The sequence below is a fragment of the Cellulomonas sp. P5_C5 genome (genome assembly GCF_054049655.1).
The window spans coordinates 302,892-315,879 of the sequence record NZ_JBFULY010000001.1 but is presented as its reverse complement, the minus strand read 5'-3'; the positions used below and the strand labels follow the sequence as shown (position 1 = coordinate 315,879).

The 12,988-nt window shown below is 70.9% G+C and carries 10 protein-coding genes; 8 read left to right on the top strand and 2 right to left on the bottom strand.

Annotated elements, in window-relative coordinates:
- Positions 1-126: 126 nt before the first annotated feature.
- On the bottom strand, positions 127-1,374 hold the full coding sequence (locus tag ACXJKF_RS01495) for a cellulose-binding domain-containing protein (RefSeq protein ID WP_456785970.1): 1,248 nt from the start codon (positions 1,372-1,374) through the stop codon (positions 127-129).
- 205 nt (positions 1,375-1,579) lie between these two features.
- On the opposite strand from ACXJKF_RS01495, the gene ACXJKF_RS01490 reads away from it, so the two are divergent.
- Positions 1,580-2,854: an aspartate kinase gene (locus ACXJKF_RS01490; RefSeq protein ID WP_456785969.1), complete on the top strand. Its 1,275-nt coding sequence runs from the start codon at positions 1,580-1,582 to the stop codon at positions 2,852-2,854.
- Positions 2,855-2,858: 4 nt separating this feature from the next.
- A complete protein-coding gene (locus ACXJKF_RS01485) occupies positions 2,859-3,908 on the top strand; it encodes an aspartate-semialdehyde dehydrogenase (protein ID WP_456785968.1) in 1,050 nt (349 codons plus the stop codon).
- A gap of 62 nt (positions 3,909-3,970) precedes the next feature.
- On the opposite strand, the gene ACXJKF_RS01480 is transcribed toward ACXJKF_RS01485, so the two are convergent.
- Positions 3,971-5,464 (bottom strand): peroxidase family protein, encoded by a 1,494-nt coding sequence (locus tag ACXJKF_RS01480; RefSeq protein WP_456785967.1) that lies wholly within the window; start codon positions 5,462-5,464, stop codon positions 3,971-3,973.
- Between the two features lie 128 nt (positions 5,465-5,592).
- Here ACXJKF_RS01480 and ACXJKF_RS01475 point away from each other — a divergent pair, with 128 nt between their 5' ends.
- The 6 genes from ACXJKF_RS01475 (at position 5,593) to ACXJKF_RS01450 (ending at position 12,891) form a co-directional block, all read left to right on the top strand.
- Positions 5,593-5,955, top strand: coding sequence for a GntR family transcriptional regulator (locus ACXJKF_RS01475; RefSeq protein ID WP_456785966.1), 363 nt, complete (start codon positions 5,593-5,595; stop codon positions 5,953-5,955).
- Positions 5,952-6,863 (top strand): ATP-binding cassette domain-containing protein, encoded by a 912-nt coding sequence (locus ACXJKF_RS01470; protein ID WP_456785965.1) that lies wholly within the window; start codon positions 5,952-5,954, stop codon positions 6,861-6,863. The genes ACXJKF_RS01475 and ACXJKF_RS01470 overlap by 4 nt, the downstream gene beginning before the upstream one ends.
- Entirely contained in the window at positions 6,860-7,600 is a 741-nt protein-coding gene (locus ACXJKF_RS01465; RefSeq protein WP_456785964.1) for a hypothetical protein, read from the top strand. Before ACXJKF_RS01470 ends, ACXJKF_RS01465 begins: the two co-directional genes overlap by 4 nt.
- Before the next feature lie 73 nt (positions 7,601-7,673).
- Complete coding sequence (locus ACXJKF_RS01460; RefSeq protein WP_456785963.1) at positions 7,674-8,573, top strand: ABC transporter ATP-binding protein; 900 nt, start codon at positions 7,674-7,676, stop codon at positions 8,571-8,573.
- A gap of 1 nt (position 8,574) precedes the next feature.
- Positions 8,575-9,339, top strand: a complete 765-nt coding sequence (locus ACXJKF_RS01455; protein ID WP_456785962.1) for an ABC transporter permease — start codon at positions 8,575-8,577, stop codon at positions 9,337-9,339.
- A gap of 291 nt (positions 9,340-9,630) precedes the next feature.
- Entirely contained in the window at positions 9,631-12,891 is a 3,261-nt protein-coding gene (locus ACXJKF_RS01450) for a glycoside hydrolase family 48 protein (RefSeq protein ID WP_456785961.1), read from the top strand.
- Positions 12,892-12,988 lie beyond the last annotated feature (97 nt).

Sequence of the window (12,988 nt, the reverse complement as noted above, 5' to 3'; positions counted from 1 at the left end):
AGACGAGAATCGCTGACCCCGCTCCTCCCGCAGCGTCCGAGGAACTGGCTGCCCTGGCGCTCACTTCCTCGGACGTTCGGTTGGTGATCGGGTTCCGTCCGCGGTCGTGTGCAGGTGCGGTGCGGGTCAGCAGCCCAAGCGGCTGCCGGCGACGGCGACGTCGTCGTACCAGAGGGTGTCGCTGCCCTCGCCGTAGCTCTCCCAGCCGAGCCGCAGGTCGGTCAGACGCGGTGCCCACGCCTTGTTGAGCCACTGGCCGTCGATGTCGTGCGTCGGTGTCCCGTCGGCGACCAGGCCGGGGACCGTGGACCCGTCGAGCCACGTGGTCAGCCGGCCCGATCCCTCGACGAGCAGCTCCACGCAGTGCCACGAACCGGTGGGCAGCGCGGTGCTCAGGGCAACGCCCGTCGGGCTCTGCTCCGGCAGCGTGGCGTCGTCGGACGAGCGGTTCCATTGGAGCGCGCCGTTCTGCCCTCCCATGCGCAGGTCGCGGTTGCCGTCGGCGGAGTCCTTCATCGCGAGGAAGGTGGTGTGCGAGGTCGGCTGTGCGGTGGTGTGCCGGACGTAGAAGCGCACGTAGTACGACTGCGGAAGGGTCGACAGGTTCGCGGACGCCTGCGCGAACACGTGGTTGCAGTAGCCGGCGGTGCCGACGACCTTGAGCGAGCGGGTGCCCGAGTGCGCGACCGTGCTGTCGACCGACGCGGCGCCGGTGCCGGAGCAGTCGGGGTGCGTGACGGTCCAGGGGCTCGTCAGGGTGGCCCCGGTCTGGGACTCGAGGCCGTCGCAGAAGAGGGCGGTGCCGCAGTCGGGGTTCGGCGTCACGGTGGGCGTCGGCGTCGGCGTCGGCGACGGGGTGGGCGTGGGCGTCGCGGTCGGAGTCGGGGTGGGCGTCGGGGTCGGGGTCACCGTAGGAGTCGGGGTCGGGGTCGGGGTCGGAGTTGACGTTGGCGTCGTCGTCGGTGAGGCCGTGGGGGTTCCGCCGTTGCAGGTGACGCCGTTGAGCACGAAGGTCGTCGGCGCCGTGTTGGTGCCGCTGAACGTGCCCTGGAACCCGAACGACGTGCTGCCGCCGGCGGGGATCTCACCGTTCCAGGCCGCATTCGACGCGGTCATGCTCGACCCGGTCTGGACGACGTTCGCGTTCCACCCCTGCGTGACGCGCTGCCCGGACGGGAAGGCCCAGGTGAGCGTCCAGCCGTGCGCGGCCTCGCCCGGACTCACGCGCACGTCGGCGGTGAAGCCGCCTGGCCAGGAGTTCGCCGTCCAGACGACCTGACAGCCGGTGGCGGCCTGGGCGGTGAGGCCGACGAGCGTGCCGACGCCGGCCAGCACGGCGACGACGACGGCGGTGAACAGGGCGCGGACGCGCATGGGAGTTCCTCTCGGTCGCGCGCCCGGGCCCCCTGCGGTCGGGCGTCGCACCCTGGCAGCGTGGTGTGCCGCGCGGCGCACGGGGAGAGCCCCAAACGCTTCACCTTGAGCAGGGGCGATCCGCCATCTGAAACTCGGTGCCCACCTGGTGGGCACGCACGTACACTCGCCCGGACCTGTCCCGAGCCCGCGAAAGAGCTCTCCCGTGGCCCTGATCGTGCAGAAGTACGGCGGTTCCTCCGTCGCCGACGCCAGCAGCATCAAGCGTGTCGCCAAGCGCGTCGCCGAGGCGAAGCGCGCCGGCCACGACGTCGTCGTGGTGGTCAGCGCGATGGGCGACACCACGGACGAGCTCATCGACCTGGCCCAGCAGGTCACGCCGCTGCCGCCGCAGCGCGAGATGGACATCCTCCTGACGGCCGGCGAGCGCATCTCGATGTCGCTGCTCGCGATGGCGATCCACAACCTCGGCGTCGACGCGAAGTCGTTCACCGGGCAGCAGGCCGGGGTCATCACCGACGAGGCGTACGGCAAGGCGCGGATCATCGACGTCTCGCCCAGCCGGATCCGGGACACGGTCGCGCGGGGCTCCGTCGCGATCGTCGCGGGGTTCCAGGGCGTGAACCCGTCCACCAACGACGTGACCACGCTCGGGCGCGGCGGCTCGGACACCACGGCGGTCGCGCTCGCCGCGTCGCTCAAGGCCGACGTCTGCGAGATCTACACCGACGTCGACGGCGTGTTCACCGCGGACCCGCGGATCGTGCCCAGCGCGCGCAAGCTCGACCGGATCAGCTACGACGAGATGCTCGAGCTCGCGGCCAGCGGCGCCAAGGTGCTGGTGCTGCGCTGCGTGGAGTACGCGCGCCGGTACGGGGTACCGATCCACGTGCGCTCGTCGTTCACCACTCATACGGGCACGTTCGTGACCGACCAGCCCGCCGCTGAAGGAGAGATTGTGGAACAGCCGATCATCGCCGGCGTCGCGCACGACCGCAGCGAGGCCAAGATCACGGTCGTCGGCGTGCCCGACGTGCCCGGCAAGGCCGCACGCATCTTCGAGGTCGTCGCCAGCGCGGGCGTGAACATCGACATGATCGTGCAGAACGTCTCGGTCGCCGCGACGGGCCTGACGGACATCTCCTTCACGCTGCCCGCCACGGACGGCGCGGCCGCCACGGCGGCGCTCAGCGAGCACCAGCCGGACATCGGCTTCGCGTCGCTGCAGTACGACGACACCATCGGCAAGCTCTCGCTCATCGGAGCGGGCATGCGGTCGCACCCCGGCGTCTCGGCACGGCTGTTCGCCGCGCTGTCGGACGCGGGAGTCAACATCGAGATGATCTCGACGTCGGAGATCCGGATCTCCGTGGTCACGCGTGCCGACTCGCTCGACGAGGCGGTCCGCGCGGTGCACACGGCGTTCGACCTGGACTCCACGGAAGACGAGGCCGTCGTGTACGGCGGGACGGGACGGTAGGGACATGGGACTGAACATCGCGGTGGTCGGTGCCACCGGCCAGGTCGGCAGCGTCATGCGCCGGCTGCTGGAGGAGCGCGACTTCCCGGTCGCCTCGATCCGCTACTTCGCGTCGTCGCGCTCGGCCGGGACCACGCTGCCCTGGAAGGGTGCGGACGTCGTCGTCGAGGACGTCGAGACGGAGGACCTGTCGGGCATCGACGTGGCCCTGTTCTCCGCCGGAGGTGCCGCGTCGAAGGTGCACGCCCCCCGGTTCGCCGCGGCGGGTGCGCTCGTCATCGACAACTCCTCGGCGTGGCGTCGTGACCCCGAGGTCCCGCTCATCGTCTCCGAGGTGAACCCGGGCGCGCTCGCGGGTGCAGTCAAGGGCATCATCGCCAACCCGAACTGCACCACCATGGCCGCGATGCCGGTGCTCAAGGTCCTGCACGACGAGGCCCAGCTCACCCGCCTGGTCGTGTCGACCTACCAGGCGGTCTCGGGTTCGGGGCTCGCCGGTGCCGACGAGCTGGACAGCCAGATCCGCGCGGCCGTCGAGCAGGACACGCTCGCGCTGGTGCACGACGGGTCGGCCGTGACGCTGCCCGCGCCGGTGAAGTACGTCCGGCCCATCGCGTTCGACGTCATCCCGCTGGCCGGCTCGATCGTCGAGGACGGGCTGAACGAGACCGACGAGGAGCAGAAGCTCCGGCACGAGTCTCGCAAGATCCTCGACATCCCCGGCCTGCTGGTGTCCGGGACGTGCGTGCGCGTCCCGGTGTTCACCGGGCACTCGCTGTCGATCAACGCCGAGTTCGCCCGTCCGCTGAGCCCCGAGCGTGCCGCCGAGCTGCTGGCCGGCGCGCCGGGCGTCCAGCTCACCGACGTGCCGACGCCCCTGGAGGCGGCCGGTCAGGACCCGTCCTTCGTCGGCCGCCTGCGCCAGGACGAGGGCGTCGAGGGTGGCCGCGGTCTCGCCCTGTTCATCAGCAACGACAACCTCCGCAAGGGCGCCGCGCTGAACGCGGTCCAGATCGCGGAGCTGGTCGCAGCCCAGCGCCTCACCACCGTCTGAGCAGACAGCAACGTCCGCACTCGAGGGCCCCCCAGCCCTCCCGAGTGCGGACGTTGCTGTGTTCAGGCCAGGGCGCCGACCACGCCCGCGGCCGTGAGCAGGTCCGTGATGCCGAACTCGTCGTCGGTGCCGTAGGTCGGGGTCCAGTCCGGGTCCTGCGACAGGTACGACGACGGGTCGCCGTCGATGAGCCCGTGGAACACCTCGGCGACGATCCGCCCGCCCACCGGCCCCAGGTGCTCCCCGTCGGCGCGGACGTCGGCCTCCCGCAGCACGTAGAACCACAGCGGTGTCCGCTTGTGCAGCCCGAAGGGCTCGAGGTCGGCCAGCTCGGACTCGTGCAGCGGTGTCTCCTGCATGGCGGCGGCGACGCGCTGCCCGGAGGGCACCTCCATCGTCAGCCCGCGGATCAGGTTGCGGATGGCGAGCGAGTCCGGCTCGTCCGACGGCTGGCCCAGCAGGTGGAAGAGGGCCGACGAGAGCTTGGTGTCGATCCGCTTGTTCCTGCGCACCTGGCCGCCGCCGAAGTCGAAGAACGTCTGCCAGTCGATGAACCGCCGCGGTGCCCGGCAGCCGCCGCGCAGGTCCGCGGGGTCGGTGCCGGTGGCGGTGTGGTCGAAGATGACCGCGAAGAACTGGAGCGTGCGGTCGGCGGCGGACGTGCCGAAGTTCGCGCGGTAGCTGGGCCGCACCTGGGAGTGCCCGAACCGGTACGCGGCGACGGAGAACTCCACCGGGATGTAGGGGGAGTTGCGCCACTGGTAGAACTTGCGGCCGTTCGTCAGGATGTCCGCGACGAGGGCGTCGCCGCAGGTCAGCGGGAGGAACTCGTGCAGGATCATCCACTGGTAGTGCCACCGGACGATCCGCTGGGCCTCCGCGAACACCTCGCCGGGTGTGGCGAGCGGCCCGAGGTCGTCCCGGACGTCGGCGACGACGCGGTTGTGGAAGCGCAGGAACGCGAGGTGCAGCTGGTCGACGATGAGGTTCTCGTCGTTGCGGGGATCGCCGATGAGCGCCGTGCCCTGGGCGTTGCGGGGGACGTCGTACCGCACGACGCCGTCGATGCAGACGGTCTCGGAGCCGGCGTTGGGCTCGACCAGCATCGTGGTGCGTCCGTGGTCGACGGACTGGTCGTACAGGTGCGGTGACGTGCCCGGTCCGCCGCCGTAGACGCTGTCCAGGTCGAGCGCCGGGATGCGGAAGTTCCGGATCGACTCGGGGTCCTGGGTACGGGCGAGGCTCGACGTGGGGTCGAACGTCATGTCGTGGTCGAGGAACTGCCCGAGGAACGTCATGCCGGCCGTGAGGCGCGGGTTGTCCGGGTTGTCGACGCTGAGCGTCGGGTCGACGATCAGGGCGAACGGGTCGGCGGTCGGGCTCTCGTTGGTGTCCATGATCCCGCCGGGCTTGCCCAGCTCGACGAGCGCGGCACGGACGGTGCGGGTGTCGGCGGCGAACCCCGGCAGCGCCGGGAACAGTCGGCCGAAGCGACCCTGGTCGTAGAACGTGGACTTCGGTGTGCGAATGCCCTGGTCGGCATCTCCGTGCGGCATGGCTCCCCCTCCGGCGTCACTGGCGGTCACTCGGAGGAGCGGTTCACCCGGACCCAGATACCTCTTGTGCGACCTTCGGGTCCTATGGTTAGTTGGTCAAGTAACGAACCACAGAACGGAGGCACGCGATGTTCGACGGGCGTGACCCCCTGTACGTGCAGATCGCCGACCAGATCCGGTCGGACGTGCTCACCGGAGCCCTGCGAGCGGAGGAACAGGTCATGTCGACCACGCAGTACGCGACGACGTTCCGGATCAACCCGGCGACCGCTGCCAAGGCGTTCGCCGAGCTGGTCGACGAGGGCGTCCTCTACAAGCGCCGCGGCATCGGGATGTTCGTCGCCGAGGGTGCCCGGGAGCACCTGCTCGCCCAGCGCCGCGCCACGTTCTTCGCCGACGTCGTCGAGCCCATGCTCGAGCAGGCGCGGGTGCTGGGCATCAGCGCCGACGAGATCGTCGACCGGCTCCGCGAGACGGAGGGACCGCGATGAGCGGCTTCGGCGTCGAGGTCCGGGACCTCACCGCCCGCTACGACACGACGGTCGCGCTCGACGCGGTCTCGTTCACCATCCGCCCCGGCGTGATCACCGGGCTGCTGGGCCGCAACGGCTCCGGCAAGACCACCGCCCTGTCCGTGCTGGCTGCCTTCCGTCGCAAGACGTCCGGCACGGTGCTCGTCGACGGCGAGGACCCGTGGGAGAACCCGCGGGTGCTCGCGGGAACGTGCCTGGTGCGCGAGAGCGGCGACGTCCCGATCGACCAGAAGCTCCAGGCGACCCTGGACTTCCTCGGCGACCGCCGGCCGCTGTTCTCCCGTGAGCTGGCGGACTCGCTGATGGACCGCTTCGAGCTCGACCCGCTCACCAAGCCGAACAAGCTGTCGCGTGGCAAGCGGTCCGCGTTCGGGGTCGTCGTCGGGCTCGCCAGCCGCACCCCGCTGACGCTGCTCGACGAGGTGCACCTCGGCATGGACGCCCCCTCGCGGTACGCGTTCTACGACGTCCTGCTCGCCGACTGGCTGGAGCACCCACGCACGATCGTCCTGTCCAGCCACCTGATCGGTGAGGTCGAGCGGCTGCTCGAGGACGTCGTCGTGCTCGACCGCGGCAGCGTGCTGACAGCCGCCGACGCGGACACGCTGCGCAGCGGCGGCGTCACGGTCACGGGGGCGGCCGAGGCCGTCAGTGCGTTCGTCGCCGACCGGGACGTCGTCGCGCGCCAGCAGCTGGGCCGGACCGCCCAGGCGACGCTCATCGGGACCCGGCCGGACGACACCGTTCGTGCCGCGCAGGCGGGTCTCGAGCTGGGGCCGGTGGCCCTCCAGGACCTCTTCGTCCACCTGACCGACCGCCCGAAGGGCGCCGCAGCCGCGCGGCCGAGCACGGAGGAGTCCCGATGAGCATCGCCACGGCACGCGTCCCCACGCGCAGCTCGGTCCGCGCCACCGCGACCTGGGTGTTCTGGATGAACCTGTACATGGCGGGCTGGTTCTGGTTGATGGCGACCATCGTCATCACCGCCGCTCTCGTGGTGATCAACGTGGTGGGCGAGGTCAACACCAGCGTGGTCGCGTTCGCCCGGCAGGGGGCGATCTGGTTCCCGTTCTCCGTGCTCATCGCGATCACGGCGGCCTACCTGCCGGTGCACGTCGCGGCCGGCCTGACCCGGCGCTCCCTGTCGTTCGGGTCGCTGATCGGCGCAACCGGCACGGCCCTCGTGTACGGGGGCGTGTTCGCCGGGCTGCTCCTGCTCGAACGCGCGGTCTTCTCGGCGTTCGGGTGGCAGTGGCGGATCCTGGACGACATCACCTACACCTCGTCGGGGGTCGGGCCGGTGATCGTCAGCACCACGCTGATCCTCGTCGTCGCCTACGTGTCCGGCCTGCTGGTGGGGATGACCTACCAGCGCGCCGGCGGCTGGTTCGGGACGCTCGCCCTGCCGCTCACCGCCGGTCCCGTCCTGCTGGTCTTCGCCCTGTTCGCGCAGGACGCCGGCCCCTTCTCCACCTCCGGGTTGTTCGGCGGCGACCAGCCGCTCCTCGTCGCCTCCACGGCGGCCCTGCTGATCGCGGTTGCCATGGCCTTCGCGTTCGACCGCCTCACCCGCGGCGCGTCCCTGCCCAACCGCACCTCCTGACCCCGTCCACCACTCACGGGACCGGCCTGCGCCGCTCCCGTGGCACCGCACACCCTCGTGAGAAGGAGCGACCATGCCCGTCATCCAGGTCGAGCACCTGCACAAGCGCTACGGCGACACGATCGCCGTCGACGACGTCAGCCTCGAGGTCCACCGCGGCGAGATCTTCGGCGTGCTGGGCCGCAACGGGGCCGGCAAGACCACCACCGTCGAGATCGTCGGCGGCCTGCGCGAGGCCGACGCCGGCACGGTCCGCGTCCTCGGCCTCGACCCGGTCCGGGACCGCAGCCGGCTCCGCGAGGTGGTCGGGCTCCAGCTCCAGGAGAGCCAGCTCCAGCCGAAGCTCGGCGTCCGCGAGGCGCTCGACCTGTACGCGTCGTTCTACCCGGACCCCGCGGACCCGGCACAGCTGCTCGACGAGCTGGGCCTGACGGACCGGGCCGGCGCGCGGTTCGAGCAGCTCTCCGGCGGCCAGAAGCAGCGGCTGTCGGTGGCGCTCGCGCTCGTCGGCAACCCGCAGGTCGCCATCCTCGACGAGCTCACCACCGGCCTCGACCCGCACGCGCGCCGCGACACGTGGGACGTGGTCGAACGCATCCGCGACCGGGGCGTGACGATCGTGCTGGTCACGCACCTCATGGAGGAGGCCGAGCGGCTCTGCGACCGGATCGCGCTGATCGACGCCGGGCGGGTGGTGGCGACGGGGACGCCGGGGGAGCTGGTCGCGCGGGCCACCGCCGAACAAGTGCTGCGGTTCCGCCCGTCGGCCCCCGTCCCCGTCGGCCTGCTGGAGACCATCGCCACCGTCACGCACGCCGACGACGGCACCATCGAGGCCCGCGGCCGGGACAACGTCGTGCAGGACGTGCTCGTCGCGCTGGCCCAGCACGGCATCCGCCCCGAGAACCTGCGCCTCGAGCAGAGCTCGCTGGAGGACGCCTTCGTCGCACTCACCAGCCATGTGGAGGTCTGACATGTCCAGCACCAGCGCCCTCACCCGCCTCACCGTCGTCGAGTCCCGGCTGTTCCTCCGGGAGCCGTCCGGCGCGTTCTTCGCGGTCCTGTTCCCCGCCGTCCTGCTCACCGTGCTCGGCCTGGTGATGCCGTGGGCGGACCAGCCCTTCGACGACACGGACCCGGTCCTGTCGCAGGTCAACGGCATCACCGGCTACGCGCCGACGGTCCTGGCGCTCGCGGTCGCGACGGTGGCGCTGTCCACCTTCCCGACCACCATCGGCAACTACCGCGGCCGCGGCGTGCTCAAGCGGCTGTCCACCACCCCCGTGCCGCCGTCGCGCATCCTGGTCGCGCAGGTGCTGGTGAACCTGGGCGCGCTGCTGGTCGCGGCGGTGCTCATGTACGTGCTCGGGGCCGCCGTGGTGGGGGTGGCCGCGCCCGCGGAGCCCCTGGTCCTGCTGCTCGCGCTGGTGATGACCGTGCTGTCGGCCTTCGCGGTCGGCTCCGTGATCGCGGCGCTCGCGCCGACGGCGGCCGCGGCCACGGCCTGGGGGATGAGCGTCTACTTCGCCTCCCTGTTCTTCGCGGGGGTCTGGCTCCCGCTGCCGCTGATGCCGGACGCGATCCAGACGATCGCCGGCTTCACCCCGCTCGGGGCCGGCAGCGAGGCGCTGGCCGCCGCGTGGTGGGGGCAGCCGTTCCCGACGTCGTCGCTGCTGGTCATGGCGGGGTGGACGATCGTGGGGGTGCCGGTGGCGGCGCGGTTCTTCCGGTGGTCGTGACGGTGTTCGCGACGGTTGTCGTGACGGTGGCCGCGACGAGGGCCGTGACCTTGTGGTCGCGCTCCCACCAGAATCGTTTAGGACTCTGGACGCTGGCTGTGGACCGCCGGAAAGTGGGCGCCGACCCGGCCGCTGTCTGCCCGGAGACCCGCGCCGCTGCGGGCCGAACCGGCATCGACGGTCAGTTCCTTCGTGCACCTCCGTCACCGCTCCCACGCGCCCGCGCGGGGGAGCGCCGGGACGTGCCCGCGGCGTAGCGGGACGTGCCCGACAGCCAGAAAGGTACGAATGATGTCCTCATCGACCCGACGGCGAACTGCCTGGGTGGCCACGGCCACCCTGAGCGCAGCTTCGCTGCTGGCCATCTGCGGGATCCAGCCCGCGATGGCCGCCGCACCGGCCTCGGCAGCGGTACCCGCCGCCGTCACGGCCGCGGCACCCACCGGCGAGTACGCGCAGCGCTTCCTCGCGCAGTACGAGAAGATCAAGGACCCGGCGAACGGCTACTTCAGCCCGCAGGGCATCCCCTACCACTCCGTCGAGACCCTCATCGTCGAGGCCCCCGACTACGGCCACGAGACGACGTCGGAGGCGTACTCCTACTGGGTGTGGCTCGAGGCCCTGTACGGCCAGTTCACCGAGGACTGGGCCCCGCTCAACCACGCGTGGGACACGCTCGAGAAGTACATGATCCCGACGACGGCGGACCAGCCGACGAACTCGTTCTACAACGCGTCGAGCCCGGCGACGTACGCGTCGGAGTTCAACCACCCGAGCAGCTACCCGTCGCAGCTGAGCAGCGGCGTGACCTCCGGCAGTGACCCGATCGCCGCCGAGCTGAAGTCGTCCTACGGCACGTCGGACATCTACGGCATGCACTGGCTCGCCGACGTCGACAACAAGTACGGGTTCGGTTCCACCCCGGGCACGGGCTGCGAGCTCGGCCCGACAGCGACCGGCACGTCCTACATCAACACCTTCCAGCGCGGCCCGCAGGAGTCGGTCTGGGAGACCATCCCGCAGCCGTCGTGCGAGGAGTTCAAGTACGGCGGCCCGAGCGGCTTCCTCGACCTGTTCACCAAGGACACCGGGACGCCCGCCAAGCAGTGGAAGTACACCAACGCCCCCGACGCCGACGCGCGCGCGATCGAGGCCGTCTACTGGGCCAACCAGTGGGCGACCGCGCAGGGCAAGCAGTCGCAGATCGCCGGGACGGTGGCCAAGGCCGCCAAGATGGGTGACTACCTGCGCTACGCCCTGTTCGACAAGTACTTCAAGCAGATCGGCTGCACCTCGCCGTCGTGCCCCGCGGGCTCCGGCAAGAACAGCGCGCACTACCTGCTGTCCTGGTACTACGCCTGGGGCGGCGCGCTCGACTCGTCGGCCGGCTGGGCCTGGCGCATCGGCTCGTCGCACGCGCACTTCGGCTACCAGAACCCGCTCGCGGCCTGGGTGCTGTCGACCGACTCGGCCCTGACGCCGAAGTCCTCCACCGCGAAGAGCGACTGGGCGACGTCGATGGAGCGTCAGCTCGAGTTCTACAAGTGGCTGCAGGCCCCCCAGGGCGGCATCGCCGGTGGTGCGACCAACAGCTGGGACGGCGCGTACGCGACGCCGCCGAGCGGCACGCCCACGTTCTACAACATGGCGTACACCGAGGCGCCGGTCTACAACGACCCGCCCTCGAACCAGTGGTTCGGCATGCAGGCGTGGGGCGTCCAGCGCGTCGCCGAGCTGTACTACGCCTCGGGCAACGCGCAGGCCAAGGCGATCCTCGACAGCTGGGTCCCCTGGGTCGTCGCGAACATCTCGACGGACGGCGCCAACTGGAAGGTCCCGTCGGAGCTCACCTGGACCGGTAAGCCGGACACGTGGAACAAGGCGAACCCCGGATCCAACTCCGGGCTGTCCGTCACCGTGAAGAGCTACGGCCAGGACGTCGGCGTCGCCGGCGACACCGCCCGTGCGCTGCTCTTCTACGCCGCCAAGTCGGGCGACACCGCGTCGCGTGACAAGGCCAAGGCACTGCTCGACGCCATCTGGGCCTCCAACCAGGACAGCCTGGGCGTCGGCAGCCCCGAGACCCGCGGCGACTTCCTGCGGTTCGACGACACCTACGTCGCCGGCGGCAACGGCGTCTTCGTCCCGTCCGGCTGGACGGGCAAGATGCCCAACGGTGATGTCATCAAGCCGGGCGTCTCGTTCCTGGACATCCGCTCCTGGTACAAGAACGACCCCGCGTGGCCCAAGGTCGAGTCGGCCCTGGCCACCGGTGTGGCGCCGACGTTCACGTTCCACCGGTTCTGGGCCCAGACGGCCATCGCCGGTGCGCTCGGTGACTACGCGCGGCTGTTCGAGGGTGGCACCACGCCCCCGACCGACACGACGGCGCCCTCGGCTCCGACGGGTCTGACGGCCGGCACCACCACCTCGACGTCGGTCCCGCTCTCGTGGACCGCGTCGACCGACAACGTGGCCGTCACCGGTTACGACGTCTACCGCGGCACCACCCTGGTGGGCACCTCCACCTCGACGAGCTACACCGTGACCGGCCTGTCGCCGTCCACCGCGTACTCGTTCACGGTCCGCGCCAAGGACGCCGCAGGCAACGTGTCGACGGCATCCAGCTCGGTCTCGGCCACCACCCAGACCGGCACGCCCACCGACACGACGGCACCCTCGGTGCCGACGGGTCTGACGGCCGGCACCACCACGACGTCGACGGTTCCGCTGTCCTGGACCGCGTCCACCGACAACGTCGGCGTCGCCGGGTACGAGGTCTACCGGGGCACCACCCTGGTGGGGACCACCACCACGACGAGCTACACCGTGACCGGCCTGACCGCCGCCACCGCGTACTCGTTCACGGTCCGCGCCAAGGACGCCGCAGGCAACGTGTCGGCAGCGTCCACGGCGGTCTCGGCGACCACCCAGACCGGCACGCCCACCGACACGACGGCGCCCTCGGCTCCGACGGGTCTGACGGCCGGTACCACCACCACGACGTCGATCCCGCTGTCCTGGACCGCGTCCACCGACAACGTGGCCGTCACCGGCTACGACGTCTACCGCGGCACCACCCTGGTGGGCACGACCACCACGACGAGCTACACCGTGACCGGCCTGAGCGCCGCCACCGCGTACTCGTTCACGGTCCGCGCCAAGGACGCCGCAGGCAACGTGTCCTCGGCCTCCAGCGCCGTCTCGGCCACCACGCAGACCGGTTCTTCCACGGGTGCGTGCACGGTCAAGTACACGGCGAGCAGCTGGAACACGGGCTTCACGGCCTCGGTGAAGGTCACCAACACCGGGACCACGGCCCTGTCCTCCTGGACGCTTGGCTTCTCCTTCGCCAACGGCCAGAAGGTCACCCAGGGCTGGAGCGCGGACTGGTCGCAGTCCGGCACGGCGGTCACGGCGAAGAACGCCGCCTGGAACGGCACCCTCGGTGCCGGTCAGAGCACGGACATCGGGTTCAACGGCTCCCACACGGGGACCAACAACAACCCGACCGCGTTCACCCTGAACGGTGCCACCTGCACCGTCGGCTAGTGCAGTGACGAACGGGCCGGTCCTCCTGCGAGGGCCGGCCCGTTCGGCTGTCCCGGGGTAGGGGCAACCCCACCACCGCCCCGTGGGTGGTCAGGCT

What these genes read in the sequence shown, in the direction of transcription:
- ACXJKF_RS01480 (WP_456785967.1), bottom strand. Translation starts at nt 5,464, where the DNA reads ATGCCGCACGGAGATGCCGACCAGGGCATTCGCACACCGAAGTCCACG.
- ACXJKF_RS01465 (WP_456785964.1), top strand. Translation starts at nt 6,860, where the DNA reads ATGAGCATCGCCACGGCACGCGTCCCCACGCGCAGCTCGGTCCGCGCC.
- ACXJKF_RS01475 (WP_456785966.1), top strand. Translation starts at nt 5,593, where the DNA reads ATGTTCGACGGGCGTGACCCCCTGTACGTGCAGATCGCCGACCAGATC.
- ACXJKF_RS01460 (WP_456785963.1), top strand. Translation starts at nt 7,674, where the DNA reads ATGCCCGTCATCCAGGTCGAGCACCTGCACAAGCGCTACGGCGACACG.
- ACXJKF_RS01455 (WP_456785962.1), top strand. Translation starts at nt 8,575, where the DNA reads ATGTCCAGCACCAGCGCCCTCACCCGCCTCACCGTCGTCGAGTCCCGG.
- ACXJKF_RS01485 (WP_456785968.1), top strand. Translation starts at nt 2,859, where the DNA reads ATGGGACTGAACATCGCGGTGGTCGGTGCCACCGGCCAGGTCGGCAGC.
- ACXJKF_RS01470 (WP_456785965.1), top strand. Translation starts at nt 5,952, where the DNA reads ATGAGCGGCTTCGGCGTCGAGGTCCGGGACCTCACCGCCCGCTACGAC.
- ACXJKF_RS01495 (WP_456785970.1), bottom strand. Translation starts at nt 1,374, where the DNA reads ATGCGCGTCCGCGCCCTGTTCACCGCCGTCGTCGTCGCCGTGCTGGCC.
- ACXJKF_RS01450 (WP_456785961.1), top strand. Translation starts at nt 9,631, where the DNA reads ATGTCCTCATCGACCCGACGGCGAACTGCCTGGGTGGCCACGGCCACC.